This window comes from Massilia eburnea (assembly GCF_009720745.1).
Classification (GTDB): domain Bacteria; phylum Pseudomonadota; class Gammaproteobacteria; order Burkholderiales; family Burkholderiaceae_D; genus Rugamonas; species Rugamonas eburnea.
The window spans coordinates 1-18,869 of sequence record NZ_WNKX01000021.1; the positions used below are offsets into that span (position 1 = coordinate 1).

The window sequence follows — 18,869 nt, forward strand, 5'->3', positions numbered from 1 at the left end:
GCCATTGCCGGCAGTAGCGCTGCCGTTCACAGCCACCCCGCCTGCAGCGCCGGTTGCCCCAGCACCGCCATTGGCCGTTCCGCCGCTGCCGCCGCTGCCGCTGGCGCTACCGCCGGTCGCGCCGCCGCCCACGCCAACGCCGGCCGCGCCGCCGTTGGCATTGCCGGCATTGGTGGCCACGTTGCCGATATTGGTGATGGTGTTGTTGGTGACGGTGCCGGTCAGGTTGCTGACCGCTGTCGCCGTCGAGGTGTTGAAGGCATTGCTCATTGACGATGTCGACGTGGCGCCGTTATTTGCGGCCGCAGCGCCAATGGCTGCGGCGTCGGCTGCCCCGCTGCTGTTGTTGTTGGCATTGGCCTGGCTGCTGTCCTGGGTCGAAGTGGAGCCATCGTTGGACTGGGCGCCCGGCCCGGATTGCGTCACGTTCGGTGGCGTTGTCGTTTGCGCGAATGCACTACCCATCGCCAAAGCGATGGCTGCTGCAATCAAAGTTCTCTTCATCTCGTCCTCGCTCATGTCGTGTTTTCAAGTGCCCGCAACACTGGGGCCAGAAGCCATATCGCAAGCTTGATGCCACCCTCCCTAAACCCTTGATATTCCTGGCTTTTGATGTGGTATTGCAGCATTCGACGGGCCCCGGCAGAGGTCAGACTGTCACGCCGTTGTGACATGCATGCGTCAATGCGGGCCAAGCCACAGAGGGAAGTTCAGGAGGCAGCGCATGTCACAACTTTGTGACGCGGCCGTTCGCCTGCTCAGTCGTTGCCGCGGCGCGATGGGCGCTGGATGCCGTGCTTGGCCATCAGGCGGTAAAGGGTCATGCGGGACACGCCAAGCTCGCGCGCCACCGCAGTAATGCTGTGTCCGGCGTCAATCCGGCCTTGCAGCGCCATCCTTTCGGCGCCGGCGCGCGCGCTGTCAAGGTCTTCGGCGCCGGGCGCACCGTCGAGTCCGTCGAGTTCCAGGTCATGCGGCTGGATCAGCGCGCCATCGGCCATCACGGCTGCGCGCCGCACGCGGTTCAACAGTTCGCGCACATTGCCTGGCCAGTCATGCGCGCGCAGCGCACGCAGCGCGCTGCTGCTGAAGCCGCGCACCCGCCGCGCGCGTTCGGTGGCAAAGCTGTGGAACACTTCTTCCGCCAGCGGCACCACATCGTCGCGCCGTTCGCGCAAGGCCGGCACCTGCAGGGTCAACACGTTGAGGCGGTAAAACAAGTCTTCCCGGAAATGGCCGCGTTCGACGGCGTCGCCCAGCTTCACGTGCGACGCGGCAATCACCCGTGCATCGACCGGTACGCTGCGCGTGGCGCCCACGCGGTAGATGGTCTTCTCCTGCAGGAAACGCAGCAGGTTGGCTTGCAGTTCGAGCGGCAAGTCGCCGATCTCGTCAAGGAAAATGGAGCCGCCGCTGGCCGACTCAACAAGCCCGACCTTGCCGACACCGGCGCCGGTAAAGGCCCCTTTCTCATAACCGAACAGCATGGACTGCACCAGCGAAGCGGGAATCGCACCGCAGTTGATGGGCACGAAGGGGCCATCGCTGCGGCCCGAATGCTCGTGTATCGCGCGCGCCACAAGTTCCTTGCCGGTACCGCTTTCCCCCCAGATGAGCACCGGCGCATCGGCGCCTGCGACTTTCAGTATCTGCTGGCGCAGCAAGGCAATGGCAGGACTGTGGCCCGTCAGGCGCATCGACTGGTTGACCTCCGCCGCATGGGGTGAGGCCGACAGTGCAGCCAGCCCAAGCGCATGGCCGAGCGTATGGCCGAGCCGCGCCGCATCGAGCGGCCAGGTGTGGAAATCCACGCAGTGGTCGTGCACCAGTTGGCGGAACGGCGCCTGCTCCAGCGCCTGCGGACGGAATACCGCCACCCAGCGTGGACGGCTGTGGCGGCGCAGGAAATGGTCCAGTTCGTCGAGCGGACCGCTCCAGCCGTCCAGCACCAGCAGGCCGACCGGGTAGTGCTGCTCGCGCAGGGCCGCTCCCGCCTCGGCCAGACCGGCCACCAGGCAGACATCGAAGCTCTGGACGGCGGCAAGCAAATCTGCCGGCAATCCTGCTGTTGTAGCAGCGACGCACAAGACTTGTCTTGTCATAATTTCACCTTGCTGCCCCATTGAGCGGCGCGATAGAATACCGCCGCATAATTTTTCAGCACCAAAAGTCAAAAACTCAACGGTGCCAATAAAACAATGGGTGAGGAATGGATCAATATAAGCTAGAGGCGGGCAATCTGCCAACACTGAAGCAGCGCCTTGCCCTGCGCACGCTGCACGCCTTTGGCTGGCAAATGAAGTTCAAGCCTTTACCCGAACCACGAGGCATTGCCGTGGTGTATCCGCATACCTCCAACTGGGATTTTGTGGTCGGCGTGCTGTGCAAATGGGCGATCGACCTGCCCTTCCGCTGGCTGGCCAAGGACAGCCTGTTCAAGATCCCGCTACTGGGCCGCTGGTTCTATTACCTGGGCGGTGCGCCGGTCGACCGCAGCGCGCCGCAGGGCCTGATCCAGGCCCAGGCCGACGCCATGATGAAGGAAGACTGGTACTGGGTCGGCATCACGCCGGAAGGCACGCGCGGCTACAAGCCTTACTGGAAGAGCGGCTTTTACCAACTGGCGCTGGCCGCCAAGGTGCCGCTGGTGCTGGTGTATCTCGATTACCCGAACAAGACGCTGGGCATGACCGAGCATGTCTGGCTCACCGGCGACGAGGAAAAGGATATGGCGGCCATCCGCGCCGGTTTCGACGGCCACCTCGGAAAGCATCCCGAGCTGATGGCGCCTATCGTCTTGCGCCAGCGCTGAAGCCAGCTACCTCCGCATCGCCTTCAAGGCGCACCAGCGCGATGGTGTGCGCCTTGCCTGGTTCGAAACGCAGCGCCGTTCCCGGCGCGATATCGAGCCGCATGCCATAAGCTTTCCAGCGCTCGAACTGCAGCGCCGAATCAACTTCAAAAAAATGAAAATGGGAGCCGACCTGGATAGGACGGTCCCCCTGGTTTGTTACGGTAAGCGTGGTGCGATCGGTCATATGCATCAAATTGCAAAATGCGTGCCTGCGAAAACCACGTGTTTACGTGCTGATCGCCGCACCAAAGCGGCCCACCCGCACCAGGCTGGTGCAGCGCATCAGCAGATAATACAGCTGTAATGCGCGGGCCGGACTAGCTTGCTGCTCGAAGTTGCGGATGGCATCGCATATCAGGTCGATCCCCGCCGATTGCAAGGCCTGTCGCAAGCCCGCAAGTTCTGCGCGCTGCGCAGGATCCGGCGGCAGGCGGCCGCTCATTGCAATGCGCTCCAACACAGCGCTGGCCTGTTCAAGCAGGCGTTCCATTGCGCTGGGAGCGGCCAGGGCCGGCGCGGCGCTGCGGCCTTCCACCATGCCGGCCAGGGCGCGCATGAAGCGGCCCATATTCCCCAGGCGATGTTCGTGGGCGAAGTCCAGCGAGACCACGCGCAGCTTGCCGTTCTCCACCACCGTCAACGCGACGGGTTCCAGCGCCGGCGCCGCTTCGCCGCGCGGAATGCGGGCCAGGACCAATGGTATGGGCAAAGCTTTTTCCGCCAGCTTTTCCAGGTTGCCGATGCGCTGCTCGCAGGCCTGTTCGGCGGGGATGCGCAGCACCAGGCCCCGGCCTTGGCTGTCGTTGACGCGCCATTCGAATTGCTGGCGCACTTCATTCAGCACCGGCTGCGCATAGCTCCCGGGCCGCAGCAGCACGCAGTCCGGCGCACCGCCGGCCAGGCCGCCGCTATCGCGCAAGACCGCTTGCAACTCCTGCCAGTCGCCGAGGCCTGGTGCAGCCGCCTCCAGCTGCGCAGGATTCCAGAGCGGAGCGGTGCTGGCCTGTGCGCCCGCGCCTGCAATGCGGCCGTCGTCGGCAACACGCGCCCCTTCCAGGCGCAGCATGTGCTGGCAAATGCGGCCGGGACTCCCGGCGCCGGCCCACACGCTGCCCGCGTCCCAGATCGTATGCCGGTGGAAGGTTGGGTCGCTGCCGTCCGGCCGGGCCAGCACGCCCTGCACGATGGCGCGTGCGTCCGGGTCCCACAAGCTGAGGGTCATGCCGCGCGCCCCGCCGCGCGTCGTCCACCAGTAGCCGCCCAGTGGCAGCAACGCAGGCAGCGTGCTGCCTTCGAAGTCGCGCCGGACTTTCCCGCGCAAGCCCTGAAGCCGCACGGCGTCGGCCTGCTCCAGCGCGACGCATAACGCCTCGATGCGCGCCATGTGCGACAGTGCCTGGCGCTCGTCGGCGTGGTAGCTGCGCTCGGCCAGCAGGTCGATGGTGCCGCCCAGTTCGCGCAGCATGGCGGCAAGGCGCGGCATGTCTTCAGCGCGTGCCGACATGTTCAGGGCGCGCAGCTGCGGCGGCACCAGGGCACTGACGTGGGACAGGCCGTTGCGCAGGATGTCGTGCAACAGCGCGCGCAGTTGGGCGATGAAGGCGCGTTCGCTGGCACTCAGGGCACCGGCGCCAGGTTCCAGCGCATCCCCGGCGCCGCCCTCGCCCGCTGCCAGCCCGCCTGGTTCGCCGGGTGCAGCGCCTGCCGCTGCGGCCTGGAGCGGCACGCCCTGCTCGCGGCGCACCGCCAGCAAGGCCGCCAGGTGCAGCGCGCGTTTGCTGCCGGGCGCCGCTTCCGACAGCATGCCATCGTAGCCCAAGCCCGCGACATAGATGGCGCGCTGCTGCAGCCCCGGCAGCACGATGGTGGCGCTGCCGCCTTCCACGCTGACTTCAGGAGCGCCGCAAGTCGCCAGCCAGGCCAGCGCTTGGGTGCGCCCTGCCTTGCCGGCCGCCTTGAGCAGCGCGGCCTCCGGCAGCGCACAGATTTCCGCGACGACGTCGACTGCCGGCGCCGCGTCTTCCCCGGCCGGCTGGGCGCGCAGCCAGAGCGCGGCTGCAAGGATATGCTTGCACATGCCCGGCGCCGGACAGTCGCAGCGCGCCTGGCGCGGACCGGCAGACGTCAGTTGCACCTGCTGGCCGTCCGCCAATACCGTGGCGCCGTCCTTGGCCGCATGGAGGACTGCGTCCAGGCCGGCGCCTTGCGGCCAGCCGACCTTGCCCGCTTCCACATCCTTGGCCGCGCGGCGCAGCAGGCCGGCGTTGGCCAGCGCCTCCAGCGCGGCATCGTCGATATTGCGGTAAACCGCGTACCAGGAAGCGCTCACGCCATCACCTCGCCCAGCCATTCCGCAAAATGCAGGGGCGTCAGCGCCGCCACCTCCATGCCGGCAGCGGCCAGCTTCTGCGCCATCTGCACGTCGTAGATCGGCTGCGCCTCCGCATCCAGCGCGGCCAGGCCAAGCAGGCGCACGCGCGACTCGGCCAGGCGGCGCACGGCCGCCAGCAGGGCCTGCGGCGGCGCGCCTTCGCACATATCGCTGACCAGGGCCACCACGGTGCGCTGCGGCTGGCGCACCAGCTTTTCGCAGCGTTCCAGCGCCAGGCCGATATTGGTGCCGCCGCCCAGCTGGACGGTCATCAGCACTTCCACCGGGTCGGACGCAATGTGGCTCAGGTCGACGACGGTGGTGTCGAACACCAGCAAGCGCACGTTCACGCCCGGCAGGCCGGCCAGAATCGAAGCGACCACCGCGCTGTACATCACCGAGTCGCTCATCGAGCCGCTCTGGTCGACGCACAGGATCACGTCCCACGGCAGGCTGCGCTTGATGCGGCCGTTGAACAGCGGGCGCTCGATCACCAGCCGCTGGCGCTCGGGGTCGTAATGGCGCAGGTTGGCGCGCACCGTGGCGCGCCAGTCGAAGTTCTGCGCCGACGGCAATTGCGAACGGCGGAAACGGTTGCGGCGCCCGGTCAGCGCGTTGACGAAATCCTGCCGCAGCTTCTGCACGATCTCCTCGACCGAGCGGCGAATCACCTTGCGCACGGCTGCCAGCACGTCGGCGCGCAGCTTGCCGCGCATCGACAACAGGGAGCGCGCCAGCGCCTGGCTCGGCTCCAGCGACTCGATCACCTTGGCGTCGTTCAGGACTTCGCGGATCTGGTAGCGGTCGACTGCATCGGCCTGCAAGCGCTCGTAGACATCGCGCGGGAACAGCTTGCGCGTGGTCTCAAGCCAGTCCACGGCGCGCAACTGGCTCGGATCCAGGGTGCCGCTGCCGCCGCGCTGCACCAGGCCCTTGCGCTCGTATTCGCGGCCATACAGGTAGTCCAGCGCCTGGTCGATGCGCCCGTCCTGCCGGCCCAGCGCCTGCGGCATGGACTCGCTGGCGTAACGCCCCAGCACCAGGCGCCAGCGGCGCAGTTTGTCAGTGCTCATGCGGGCTCCTTCCCGGCCAGCCAGCTGTGCAGCCCATCGCGCTCCAGCCCTTCGCGCAGCAAGGATTGCAGCTCGGCGCCGGCCAGCATATCGGCTTCGGACAGCACGGCGCTGGCGGTCTGCAGCTCTCCCGGCTCCACACCCAGGCCTTGCGCCAGAAGGCGCGCCACGTCGCTGGTTTCGGCCGGTTTCAGGGCGCTGAAGGCGCGCCGCAACTCCGGCAGGCAGCGCATGAAGTCGCGCTCGTCCCAGCCATCCAGCACCTGGTCCAGTGCCTGCAACAAGGCGGGCTGCGTAACCAGCAGCTCCGGCGCCGCGGCCATCAGGCCGGAGAGGAAGCGCACTGCGTCGACCGGCTGGGCGCCGGGACCGAAGCGCCGGGCGGCGGCCTGGGCAAGCTGCTGCTGGTCCCACGCAGCATCCAGGTAAAGGATGGCGGCGGCGGCGCCGGCGATGCCGGGAGCGCAGCCCTTGCGTGCCGCCATGCCGCCCAGCAAGCCGTGCAACTGCTGCAAAGGCTCGCCGCCGGCGTCTTCGCGGCTGTATTCGCTGCGGCCGAATTCACGCAGGGCCAGGACCGCATCGACCAGCGCAGCCTCCTCTTCCTCCTTGCAGCCGGCCAGCGCCGGCAGCAGGAACAAGGCCGCCGGCCAGCAAGACTGCATCAGACGGGCCAGGCCCGGCTGCCCCTGCATGCCAAGCGGTTCGCGCGCTCGCCACAAGGTTTGCAGCTGGCGCGCGCACTGCACCACCGACACGAAGGAGGCATCGGCTTGCAGATGGCGCGAAAGCAGGTCGAGCAAGGCCGGCAAGCGCTCGTGCAGCCCTACGGCTGCCGCCTGCACCAGCAGACCCACCGCACGGCCGGCCGATTGCGCCTGGCCCGCCGCCCCCAGCGCGGTTTCCTGTTCGCGCAGGCGGCGCAAGGCCACCTCCTGCAACGTGGATCCTTGCGGCGCCAGCTCCACCAGGCGCGCCTCCACCAGCGGTGTCCAGGCCACCTCCCATTCTTCGACCATCAGGTCCAGGCGGGTGCCGGCCAGGTAGTCCGGACCCGATACCTGGCGCCCCAAGCCGCAATCGAGGTAGCGCATCAGGTGCAGGAAGCGGCTGCGCAGGCGGTGGGCGGGCTTGCGGTAAATTTCCAGCCGGCTGTTGCGCGGCTGCGCATCATCGAGCCGGATGCGGCACTGGCGCGCCAGGCGGCGGCCATCTTCCAGCAAGGGCGGCGCACCGGCGCTGGCGGGCACCTGGCCCAGGCGCGAACCACCGAGATAGCGGCGCAGGATGTCCGGCAGCCCGTGCGCGGATTCGCCCAGGGCGCCCTTGATGAAACAGGACTGCATCGCATCCATCAGGTCATGCCGTCCCGGGCCGGGGTGGCCGCGCAAGCCGGCAAGGCGCATCGCCTGCAGCGCCGCCGCCTGCACGTCGGCAGTGCCGATGCGCTCCACCAGCCCCAGGCCGCTGTATTGCTGCGCAATGCCGCCCAGGCAATCGAGCGTGACGCTGCGCTGCGGCTCCTGGTCGCCCGCTTGCAGTGCCTCCCAGATACGCTGGTAATAGGCCGGCGCCGGCATGCCGGCGCCATAGCCGTTCAGCGCATCGAGCTGGTCGAAGCTATAGCGGATCAGCCAATCCTGCGCTGCCGCGCTGCCCGGCGCACTGCCGCCGCCGCTGGCGCACAGGTCCAGCAAGGCTGGCGTATGGAAGCCGCCGGTCAGCACGACGATGTTGCCTTGCGCTTGCGTGCGCCAGTGGCGCACGTGCGCCGCCATGTGGCGCTCGCGCGGCAGGCTGCCGTCTCCTTCCAGCACCTCGGCCTCGTAATCGACGCGCGTTTCGGCGCAATAGTGGTAGATGTCGCGGAACAGGCTGCGCCAATCGGCCAGCGCGGCTGGCGGACGCAATTCAAACAGGTGGTCCCACAGTTCATTGTGGTCGCGGCAGCCGACGCGCGCCGCCAGTTCATCGATATGCCGGCTGTGCTGGAAATAGCGCTCGGCCATCAGGCTGTGGTCTTCGTCTTCGCCCCGCCCGCGCAGCTGCGCCTTGTCCGCCCAGGGCAAGTCGATGAAAGCCAGCTGCGCGCCAAGTTCCTGGCCGGTGCGCAGGCCCACCCATTCAGGGCTGTAGTCGCAGAACGGGAAAAAAGCGCTGGCCGGGCTCTCGCCGCCGGCATCGGCCTGGCACAGGACCGCCAGCGGCGGCTGGCACGCGGGGTCCAGCAGCAATGGCAGCAGCGGATTGAAACTGTCCGGCCCTTCCACCAGCACGGCGCACGGACGCAGCTCGTGCAGCATGGCGCGCACCGCCCAGGCGCAGGCCGGGGAATGGTGGCGCAGCGGCGCAAAGTAGATGCCCTGCGCCTGCAGGCTGTCCAGGGACGGGTAAGCTACTGCCACAGTTGTTTGGCCGCGTCGTGGAAGGTCTTCCACAAGTCGTCGCGGCGGGCACGCTCGCGCATGACGGTATCCACGTAATGGCGCATGCGGCGCGCATCGTCCGCGTTATCCTTCAGCACCACGCCCTGCAGCTGGTTGGCCAGCTCGCGCGGCGTCAGGCGGCCCTGGCCGAAATGCAGGGCTTCCAGCGCCGCGGCATAGCTCAAGTTGACCGCTTCCGCGGTGGACAGCACGGCGTCGGGCGATTTGATGGCCGTGCCTTCGGCGGTCTGCCCATTGCGCAGCTCCTGGAACGTCGTCACCAGCAGCGCCACCACGTCGCGCTCGACCTGCACCTCGGCGCACACGGCGCCCAGTTCGCGTTCCAGCTGCTGCATCACCAGTTCGGTCTCGAAACGATGGTCGCGGATCGGGCGCACCGTTTCGAAATTGAAGCGCCGCTTCAGCGCCGAACTCATTTCGTGCACGCCGCGGTCGCGCAGGTTGGCCGTGGCGATGATGTTGAAGCCGCGCCGAGCGTGAAGCCGGGAGTCGCGGCCCAGTTCAGGCACCATGACCTGCTTCTCCGACATCAGCGAGATCAGCACGTCCTGGATTTCGGGCGGGCAGCGCGTGATTTCCTCGAAACGCAGCAGCCGTCCGGATTCCATCGCGTGGTACATCGGCGACGGCACCATGGCGCGCGGGGTCGGCCCCTCGGCCAGCAGCAAGGCGTAATTCCAGGAATACTTGATATGGTCTTCCGTGGTGCCGGCCGTCCCCTGGATGGTCAAGCCCGAGTCACCGCTGATGGCGGCCGCCAGCAGTTCGGACAACAGCGATTTGGCGGTACCCGGTTCCCCCACCAGCATCAGGCCCTGGTGGCCCATCAGGGTCACGATGGCGCGGTCGACCAGCGGGTCGTCGCCATAGAACTTGCGGCTGATGCCGCGCTCCTTGTCACCCAGGATAAAGCTGCGCACGGCGCGCGGCGAGAGCAGCCAGCCTTCCGGCCGCTTTGCCTTGTCGTCGGCGCGCAGGCGCTCCAGTTCGTCCTTGTAGCGCTGTTCCGCGCTGGCACGCACGACGGCGTGCGATCCACCCATAATGTCTACCACGGTACTTTCTTCTCCCAGTCGGGGTCAAAGCCAACACATTGCTTCGCTACCGCATGGTAATCGGCATAACACTCGGCCAGCAAGACCGGCGGCACTTTGTCCAGCCCAACCTCGTTCTGGGCGTAGCGTCCCCCCGACATGGACTCGAAAGTAAGCCGCTTGAGGGCTGCGGCGACGTTTTCTTCCGGCAGCGTATTACCGCTAAATTCCATCACGGTGCGGATCCGCGCCGGTCCGAATTCCTTGAAATAGCTGCAGAAGAAGCCACCGTCTTCGGCTGCGCTGCGCTGGTAGCCTACTTTGGTAAAGGCGCCGCGCAGCGTGAAGGTGTCGCTCATCCAGCCCTTGCGGTCCTCCACCGCCTTGCCCTCCAGGCTGTCCGGCGGCAGCGGGCGCGCCATCTGGCCAAACAGGACCGGCACCTTGTAGTCCTTCAAGTGGGCCTGCCACTGGCCGGCCAATGCCGCATCCACCAGCGCGCTATGCGCCAGTTGCAGCTGGCTGCCTTCGTCAAGCTCGACCTCGTTGTCGTCGGCGTCAATCAGGCTGCCGTCCTCCGTCGGGCGGAAAACGTGCAGCAGCTTGCCGTCGGCGTCCGTCTCCATCCACACCAGGCGCTGGACCAGGCGGCCCATGACCGGGTGGGCGTGCAGGAATTCGCGCCACTCCGGCACGCTCCAGCGGCGGCCTGCGCACATGGCGTCGTACAGGCGGGCCTGCTGCATGGCGACGATCTGCTTCAGCTCTTTTTTGCACGACGAGAATTGCGACTTCGCTTCCTTGCCTGCGTCTTCCGGTTCGCCCTGGCGCGGATCCGGCAATGCTTTCAGCACCTTGCCCTCCTCGTTGCTGAGGCGCGGCTTGAGGTCTTCGTCCAGCGTGACAAAGAAGCGGCGCTCGCCGATCGTGAGTTCCAGCGTGCCGCCATCATCCAGCCCGGCGGTCGGCACGGTGCGGTCCGACAGCTGGTCCTCGCTCCAGCCATTGCGTTCGGCCACGCGCAGCACCAGCAGTCGCGCCTTTTCCTGCACGCTGGCGGTACGGTAGCGGCGCGCGATGCCCAGCAGGAACTGGATCACCTGCGGGTCGTCGTTGACGGAGCCGCCCTCGATCATGGCCTCGATCTGCGAACGGCGGATGTAATGGTTCTTCATGAACGGCTGGACAATGGACACGAACTCCTGTCCCTGCATGGCCGCCGTCAGCGCCAGGGCGCCCTTTTCGCCGATGGCGCTGCCAAGGTACTCGCCCATTTTTTCCTGTTTGGCGCGCTCGAACACCTGCTCCATCGACAGCGCCGCCAGCGTGGCGTAGTAATCCGGCCAGCGTTTGGCGCCATCCTGGTATTCCTTGTAGCGCGCCGCCGCCACCTGGTTGGCGAAGGCGATACCCTCTTCCAGCGATGGGCCGCGCGTATCCTGCGCAATGAACATGCGCAGCACAGTGCCGCCCAGCGCAGCGGCGCTGGCAGGCGCCAGCTGCTGCAGGTACAGCTGCAGCAGCGCATTCGCAGCGGGTTCCTTGAGTTTGCAGGCCAGCACCACCCACCATTGGACGATGGCGGGATCGACAGTGCCGCCCTTGCGCCACGCGCATTGCGGCAGCGTGGCGTAATTGAACCAGGCCAGGCCCGCCGGAGCCTTGCCCTTCAGTCCCTTCTGCGCCTCTTTCAACAGCATTTCCGGCGAGAGGTAATGGCTGATGTCTTCGCCCAGCCGCTCCAGCGCCGCCAGCAGCGCTGCCTTGGCCGTTTCGCGGCTTTCCTTTTCCAGCGCCTTGTTCAAGGCAGGAATGGCGGATGCCTCACCCATTTCCGCCAGCCAGCGCGCCGCCTCGATACGGGTTTCCTGCTTGCCCGAGCCGAGCGCTTCTATCACGCGGCCAGCGATGCCGGGCGTGCGCAGCAGCACCTGCTGCGCCTCGCGGCGATAGCTCTTGCCTTCACCCAGCGCGATCTCGAGGAGGCGTGGCAGCCAGCGCGCGGGGACCTGCGGGAATTTGCCAAGCAAGTCGATGGCCAGGCCTGAATCGGGCTGGTCGGGCGACCACGAATTATCGCCAATCCGGGCCAGCGCCCTGTCGATCAATTCCGGATGCTGCAGGAAGAACGGCCAGACGAAATCCGGCGGCAATACATCGGTCGGTCCGCCTTCCGAGCCCCAATATTTTTTCAGGCAGGCCTTGGCCATTTCGTCGCTGCCCAGGCCAACACGCGTCATGGCTTTTTCCAGCACCCGCAGGTCGACGCCGCCTTGCCCGTTGCGCTGCAGCCACGCGTCAAACTCGGGGAATCCAACCACGCTGACCTTGTTGTTGCGCAGGCGGGAGGTGCGCACCAGTTGCATCACCCCGAATTCGGGCAGGGCCATCAGTCGCCCTTCACGCGAGATCATCTCGTAGGTCAGGTGCCACTGTTCGCCAGCCACCTTGGCGGCATCGCCATCGCCGTTCAGCACAGCGACCAGCTTTTCCGCAAAACCCTTTCCGAGTGAGGACAGCTGACGCTCACGCCGTTCGGCGTAGTTGGTCTTGTACTGCGCCTCCTTGTTGCGTTCGCGCTCCTCCTCCGCCCCTTTGCGCGCAGCGGCCATCATCTCTTCCCAGTTCCTCTGCAGGATCTCGACGGCATTGCTGCCAAGGCGAGTCTCTTCCAGCTCAGGACAAGGCGGCGCAACCAGGTCCTCGACGGCTTGGGCCTCGCTCACCGCTTCCAGGCTCGCAATGGCGGCTCGGATATCGGTCTGCACTGGCTTGCTGGTCTCCTTCGCCAGCGCTTCTTCGAGATGGGGCACCGCATCGCTGCCGAGCAAGCGCGCAACCAGGCCGGCCGCGTAGCCACGCTCATCGCGGTCGCCAGTGGTGAGCAGGCCAAACAGCAGTGCGCGCAGCTTTTCCGGCTCGACCGCGGCCAGGTAAGGCGCGGAGTCGCGCCGCACGGTGGAAGAGCCATTGACGGCCAGGCGCACCAGCATGCCGGCATATTGCGTCGCTACCGCCTTGCTGCTGCCGATGCGTTTGGCGAGCAGCGCACGGCCTGCCGCCGACATTGCGGGGAATGCCTTGTCGATATCATCCCGGTGCGCCAGCATGAAATCGTCCAGGGGACCGGGCTGCAGCATGCGGTCATGCTTCAACTGGTCGAAATAAGTGCCACCCGAACTTTTGCGTTCGAAGACCATCAGCACGCCCAACACCAGCGGCAGTTCTTCGTGCGCCAGGATCGTCTGCAGCAGCCTGATGTCCCAGGCCGAGCGCTTCTTGAAATCCTGCTTGCTGTATTGATCGAGGACGCTGGCGCCCAGCGCGTCGTTGAACAAGACCTGCAGCCAGTCCGGCACCGATGGCGCGCTGCGCTCAATCTTGTTGCCGCGATCGGCCGCCTCCAGTACCTTGCCGAGACGGACCAGCGCCTCAAGCGGCGCCTCTTCCAGGCTGATGCCTGCGTAAAACTGGCTGCGCGCATGCAGCCGGTCGCGGATCGCCTGCGGATGGTAGCTGCCCCACGCGCCGGGATTGGACGCTGCGCCAGGCGAACCCAGTTCCTCGCCAGCCTTGGGTGCATGGCGCGCCACATCGGCCAGCACGGCCGGATCCCCGCCATCTTCAATGAATACCAGGCAGCGCTGCGTCAGGCCGCGCTCGAATTTGTCCAGGCCATCAAGGCCGTTTCGCAGATAGGTGCGGGAGTCCAGCGAAAACGCATTGCGCACAGCGCGCAGCAGCTTGTCGAACATGGGCGTACAGCCTCCAAACAATGACAGATGCAGGATTGTGCCTGTGCGAGCCGCTGCTAAAACTCACACATTATCACCATCAGCGTTTTATTCTTTCGGATAGGGGCTCTTGCCGCCAGCTGCAATGAATTCATCGATGCGCGCTTTCAGCACCGGCAGCGGCACTGAGCCCAGTTCCAGCACGGTGTCGTGGAAAGCGCGGATATCGAACTTGCTCCCCAAAGCCAGTTCCGCCTTCTTGCGGGCTTCAAAGATCGCCATCTCGCCCAGGTAGTACGACAGCGCCTGGCCGGGCCAGGAGATATAGCGGTCCACCTCGGTCATGACTTCATGCGAGGACAGTGCGGTGTTCTCCATCAGGTATTTCTGCGCCTGTTCGCGGGTCCAGCCTTTGGCATGGATGCCGGTATCCACCACCAGGCGCGAGGCGCGCCAGGCCTGGTAGCTGAGCATGCCGAACACCTCGTACGGCGTTTCGTAGATGCCCATCTCCGTGCCCAGGCGCTCGGAATACAGCGCCCAGCCTTCGCCATACGCGGAAATATAAGCGTTGCGGAATGGCGGGCGCCCCTTCTGCTCCATCGCAAGCGGCATCTGGAAGGCGTGGCCGGGCGCCGATTCGTGCAAGGTCAACGCCGGCAGCGAATACAGCGGACGCGCCGGCAGGTTATAGGTATTCACCCAGTATCCGCCAGGCCCGCCGCGGCCGGAGGTGTAGAACGGCGCAATCTCCGGCGCCACCGGCAGGATGGCGAAGCGGCTGCGCGGCAGGCGGCCAAAGTAATCGGCGGCCTTGCCGTCGAATTTTTTCGCAATCCAGGCTGCGCGCATCAGCAGTTCTTCCGGCGTCTTGGCGTAGAACTGCGGGTCGGTGCGCAGGAATTGCAGGAAAGCCGGCAGGTCGCCCTTGAAGCCAACCTGCTCCATCACTTCCTGCATCTCGCCGCGGATCTTCGCCATCTCGTCCAGGCCAATCTGGTGGATCTGGTCGGCCGTCAGGTTTGTGGTCGTGAATTCAACAATCTTTGACTGGTAATACGCCTTGCCATCCGGGTAGCTCTCGGCGGCCAGCGTCACTTTGGCGTGCGGGATGTATTCATCGCGCATGAATTTCAGCAGTTCGGCGTGGGCCGGGATCACTTTTCCGCTGATCGCCTTCAAGCCCTCTGCCTTCAAAGCCTCCTGTTCAGCGGCCGGAATCGTGGCCGGCATCTGCCTGAACGGCTGGAAGAACACGACGTCTTCCGGCTTGGCTTCAGTGACCGAAGAAATCGACTTGTCGCGGCCTTCCAGCGTGATCTTCGGCGGCGTGAAGCCGCGCGCCAGGCCGGCACGCATATTAGCGATCTCCTCTTCGAAGTAGCGCGGCACGTCGTTCAGCTGCGCCAGGTAATTGCGGTATTCTTCCTTGGTGTGGAAAGTGCGGCGCGCTTCGGCTGCGAAATTGGACCAGAACGAAGAATCCCCGTTCAGCGGCTTTTCGTATTCCCGGAAACGCTGGTTGTCCAGCAGTGCTGAGATCTGCGCGCGGTAGACCTGGTAGTTCACGCGCTCCTTGCTCGAAAGCTGCGCGGGTTTGATGCTTTCGAGTTGGCGCAGCGTTTCTTCCCACTTCTTCTGGCGCTCCATCTGCACCGCAGCTCCCACGTGCGGCATGCCGCTTTCGACGCCCTTCACATCGTCCTCTTCGTCCTCCAGGCGCTGCTGCTGACGCCACTTCCATTCCGCGGTGTAGATGGCGGTGAAGCGGGCATCGGCGCTACCGGGTTTGGCTGCTGCATAGGATGGAGTGTGGAAGGCTGCTGCGACGGCAAGTGCTGCGACAAGCTGTTTCATGGTGCTCCTGGAGCTCAGATTGGTAACGGTCCCGGGAGTGTACCTTACGGTGAAATAGCCGGTGCCGTCAATGCCCGCATTGTGCAGCTTCCACCCGTCGCAGGCGCGAAATCAGGCGCTCCGCCGCCAGTGCGAAAGCAGGACCAGCACCAGCCCGGCCAGCAAAGCGATGATGGCAATCGCGCCCAGCATCGCGCCGCGATAGGCTTGCCACAGCGACGGCGGCCGATTCACGAAACTCGCTGCCGGCAGGAGCGATGGATCGATCTTCCAGCGTTCCAGCTGGCGCCAGTCGTACATGCTTTGCACCGGCCCTGCCGGCACCTCGGTCAGGGCCGCAGCGGCAAGCTGTTTGCCGGCCAAAATGGCCATCACATGGTCAGCCAGTTCAACGCCGGATTGCTGCAAGTTGCGTACCGCGCCGCCAACGGCGCCTTCGCCGACCACGGTATCGAACAAGGAAAACACTGGCACGTTCGCGGCACGCATCGTGTCGCGTGCGGCATCGATGGTGGGCAGGGTATAGCCGTCCCGGTCACGGTTGAACATACCCGTTACCACTACCGCATCCGGTGTCAGGTTCGCGATATAGCGCATCTGCTCCGCCCAGCTCATATTCTGTAAAAACTCCACCTGGAGCTGGCGCAGCCAGGGCGCCAAATCGACTTCCGCCTGGCGCTGGAAGGCCCGATCGGCCTCGCTTACCCCGCCGGGAATCACGATGCGCCGGGTGCGCGGCATCAGCTGCATCGCTTCCTTCACAGTGGCGCCAACGTCCGGCACGATCGGATAGTGGAAGATTGGGCGCTTGTTGACGGCCATCTGCTTCGACAGCGGCTGGCTGTCGGTCAGCAAAGGCGCCGACGGTGCGAGCTCCGCCAGCTGGTCAAACGCAAAGTTCAACGCCGGTTGCTGCAGCGCCAGCAGGATGTCGACCCGCTGCCCGCCATACTGCGCCATCAACAGCGCCCGCCGCGCCTGCGCCACGAGGTCGGCATTGGGCTGGTTCAGGTGGAGGTATTCGACGTGAATATGCTCAAGCGGGATGCCGCTGGCGTGCAGGCGGTTCACGAAAGCTTCCGTAACGCTGTCAATGCCAACCCTGCCCGGCCCATAAGAATTGAGCAGCAGGACATGAGCCTCGGCCGCCGCTCGTTCTGGCGCGGAAGGCGCATCCGCGCAGAACACCGCGTGCGCCCATGCCGCCAGGATCAAACCGGCCAAGAGTCGAATGAAGGATATGCCGCCCATGTTGGCAAGATCATACCCAATCCAGTGTCTACTGCAACTTTTTATCGGCGATATCGATACTGAGGAAGACTTCGCCGTTCAAGGCGTGCAGCAGGTCGGACTGGCGCAGGCGGTCCATGACGGGGCCTTTGACTTCAGCGAGGTGCAGGCCGATGCCTCGGCGGCACAGGCTTTGGTTCAGTTCCGACAAGGCGAACAGCGCGGAAGTATCGATCGAGCTGACGGCCGACATGACCAGAACGAGGTTGCGCGCCTGCGGGTGGCCGCGCAATTCATCTTCTATGCGCTGCTGCACCGCTTCCGAATTGCCGAAGAACAAGTTGGCGTCGATGCGCAGCGCCAGCAATTCCGGGCGGGTATCGGCCGAGTAGCGCTCGATGTTGCGGAAGTGCTCCGACCCGGGTATGCGGCCAAGCACTGCGATATGCGGGCGGCTGGCGCGCCAGATCAAGGTGCCCATGGACAGTGCCACGCCAACCAGCACGCCCGCTTCGACGCCCAGCACGACCACACCGGCGCCGCTGGCAAACCACGCCAACGCGTCGCCGCGGTCGTAGCGCCAGGCGGTGCGCAAGGTGTCCAGTTCCAGCATCCCCAGCACGGCGACAATGATGGTGGCGGCCAGCACGGGCATCGGCAGCAAGGCCAGCCAGCCGGTCGGCGCTACCAGCGCCATGGCCAGCAAGGCTGCGGTGATGACGCTGGCCAGCGGCGTTTGCGCGCCGGCCGCGAAGTTGACGGCGGAGCGCGACATGCTGCCGGTGACAGGGAATGCGCCGGACAGCATGCTTGCCACGTTCGCGGCGCCCAGGCCAACCAGTTCATGGTTGCTGGCCAGCTTCTCGTTGCGCTTCAGGGCCAGCGATTGCGCGGCCGACATGCTGATAAGGAAAATCACAAACCCCACCAGCAGGCCCGGTTGCACCAATTGCTGCCAGTGGCGCGACGACATGGCAAGGTTCAATTGCGGCAAGCCGCTTGGGACCTTGCCGGTGGTCTGCACGCCCATCGCTTCCAGGCCCAGCGCCTGAACCAGCAGCAACCCAAACACGACCACGAACATGGGCGCCAGGCGTGTCGCCATCTCGGCGCCGGGCGCCTTCATACCGCATGCGCGCAGCAGGTGCGCCAGATGGCTGCGCGCGAGCACGAGCAATAATACGGAGCCAAGGCCCAGGGCGGCGCTCGGGCCGTGCCAGTGCGGCAGGTCGGCGCCCAGCAAGGGCTTCAGCTGCCCCCCGGCGATGACCAGCGCGGAGCCGACGGTGAAGCCGCTCATCACGGGACGCGAAAAGAAGTTGGCCAGAAAACCCAGCCGCAGCAGGCCGCACAAGAGCAGCACCCCACCGGACACCAGCGCCAGTTGCGCGGCCAAAACCGAGTACAGACCCGATCCGGCAGGAGCCATCTGGCCGACGATGGCGGCCGTCATCAGCGAGACGATCGCCATCGGGCCGACCGACTGCGTCATGCTGGTGCCGAAGATCGCGTAAACAATAGGCGGCAGGATGCTGGCGTAAATGCCTGTCACGGGCGGCAAGCCGGCCACCAGCGCATAAGCCATGCCCTGCGGGATCATCATCATCGCCACCACGATGCCTGCGCTGATATCACCCGGCAGCAGCGCGCGCCGGTAATTCTTCAACCAGGCCAGCATCAATTGCCCTGTTCCAGCGAAGACAGCACGGCCGCCAGGATTTCGTCGGATTGCTTTTTATCGGCGACAGAGCGGGCCAACACCAGGCCGCCGACCAGGGCGGCATAAGTGGCGATGGCGTCGCGGCGCTGCTGGGCGGGATCGCCGGGCAGTGCTTGCGCCAGGGCTTCCAATTGCGCCTGGAAGCTGTCGGACATGGCTTGCCGTACTTCGGCGCCGACGCGCGAAACGTCGGGGCCCAACGCCGCCAATGCGCAGCCTTTGCCGGGATTGTCGCGGTGCTTGGCCGTCAGGTACATGTGCGCGAGCGCTGCCTTGGGCGCGGCGGGCTTTTCGGCCAGCAGTTCGCGCCAGCGCTCGGCCGAGTGTTCCATGGCTTTGCCGAAGGCCTCCGCCAGCAGGTCTTCCTTGGAGGCGAAATGGCCGTAGAAGCCGCCGTGCGTCAAGCCGGCGCTTTTCATCAGGTCGGCTACGCCGATGCCGTCATAGCCTTTCTCCCGGAACAGGCGGGATGCGGTTTCTACGATGCGCTCCCGGTTCTGGGCCGCTTGCTCCCTGCTAACACGCATGATCTTCTCCTTGATTATTTTT

General features: G+C 65.6%; 12 protein-coding genes and 1 pseudogene. 1 reads left to right on the forward strand and 12 read right to left on the reverse strand.

The window, feature by feature from the left end; all coding sequences use genetic code 11:
• Together GM658_RS22135 and GM658_RS22140 are read right to left on the reverse strand one after the other, a co-directional pair.
• Nucleotides 1-504, reverse strand: a pseudogene (locus tag GM658_RS22135) (hypothetical protein); the annotation flags it as partial.
• A 254-nt stretch (nt 505-758) separates the two neighbouring features.
• Complete coding sequence (locus GM658_RS22140) at nt 759-2,102, reverse strand: sigma-54 dependent transcriptional regulator (protein ID WP_155456237.1); 1,344 nt, start codon at nt 2,100-2,102, stop codon at nt 759-761.
• A gap of 107 nt (nt 2,103-2,209) precedes the next feature.
• Between GM658_RS22140 and GM658_RS22145 the strand changes: the two genes are divergently transcribed.
• Nucleotides 2,210-2,812 (forward strand): 1-acyl-sn-glycerol-3-phosphate acyltransferase, encoded by a 603-nt coding sequence (locus tag GM658_RS22145; RefSeq protein WP_155456238.1) that lies wholly within the window; start codon nt 2,210-2,212, stop codon nt 2,810-2,812.
• Here GM658_RS22145 and ureB read toward each other — a convergent pair.
• The 10 genes from ureB to GM658_RS22195 all read right to left on the reverse strand — a co-directional run bounded on the left by ureB (nt 2,790) and on the right by GM658_RS22195 (nt 18,847).
• Nucleotides 2,790-3,044, reverse strand: a complete 255-nt coding sequence (ureB, locus tag GM658_RS22150; protein WP_155456239.1) for an urease subunit beta — start codon at nt 3,042-3,044, stop codon at nt 2,790-2,792. The two genes, GM658_RS22145 and ureB, sit on opposite strands and share 23 nt — an antisense overlap.
• 36 nt (nt 3,045-3,080) lie before the next feature.
• Entirely contained in the window at nt 3,081-5,183 is a 2,103-nt protein-coding gene (locus tag GM658_RS22155) for an SWIM zinc finger family protein (RefSeq protein ID WP_155456240.1), read from the reverse strand.
• Entirely contained in the window at nt 5,180-6,298 is a 1,119-nt protein-coding gene (locus GM658_RS22160) for a VWA domain-containing protein (protein WP_155456241.1), read from the reverse strand. The genes GM658_RS22155 and GM658_RS22160 overlap by 4 nt, the downstream gene beginning before the upstream one ends.
• A complete protein-coding gene (locus GM658_RS22165) occupies nt 6,295-8,703 on the reverse strand; it encodes a DUF5682 family protein (RefSeq protein ID WP_371865219.1) in 2,409 nt (802 codons plus the stop codon). The genes GM658_RS22160 and GM658_RS22165 overlap by 4 nt, the downstream gene beginning before the upstream one ends.
• Nucleotides 8,694-9,788: an ATP-binding protein gene (locus GM658_RS22170; RefSeq protein ID WP_155456323.1), complete on the reverse strand. Its 1,095-nt coding sequence runs from the start codon at nt 9,786-9,788 to the stop codon at nt 8,694-8,696. The genes GM658_RS22165 and GM658_RS22170 overlap by 10 nt, the downstream gene beginning before the upstream one ends.
• Nucleotides 9,789-9,793: 5 nt before the next feature.
• Nucleotides 9,794-13,534, reverse strand: coding sequence for a DUF4132 domain-containing protein (locus GM658_RS22175; protein ID WP_155456242.1), 3,741 nt, complete (start codon nt 13,532-13,534; stop codon nt 9,794-9,796).
• An 87-nt stretch (nt 13,535-13,621) separates the two neighbouring features.
• Entirely contained in the window at nt 13,622-15,370 is a 1,749-nt protein-coding gene (locus tag GM658_RS22180; RefSeq protein WP_155456243.1) for a DUF885 domain-containing protein, read from the reverse strand.
• Between the two features lie 111 nt (nt 15,371-15,481).
• Nucleotides 15,482-16,594 carry a hypothetical protein gene (locus GM658_RS22185; protein WP_211841912.1) on the reverse strand — a complete coding sequence of 371 codons (1,113 nt, stop codon included), beginning with the start codon at nt 16,592-16,594 and terminating at the stop codon, nt 15,482-15,484.
• 55 nt (nt 16,595-16,649) lie between these two features.
• Nucleotides 16,650-18,278, reverse strand: a complete 1,629-nt coding sequence (locus tag GM658_RS22190; protein WP_155456245.1) for a SulP family inorganic anion transporter — start codon at nt 18,276-18,278, stop codon at nt 16,650-16,652.
• The gene (locus tag GM658_RS22195; protein ID WP_155456246.1) at nt 18,278-18,847 is read right to left on the reverse strand and encodes a TetR/AcrR family transcriptional regulator; all 570 of its coding nucleotides are present in this window, start codon (nt 18,845-18,847) and stop codon (nt 18,278-18,280) included. Before GM658_RS22195 ends, GM658_RS22190 begins: the two co-directional genes overlap by 1 nt.
• Between the last annotated feature and the right edge of the window lie 22 nt (nt 18,848-18,869).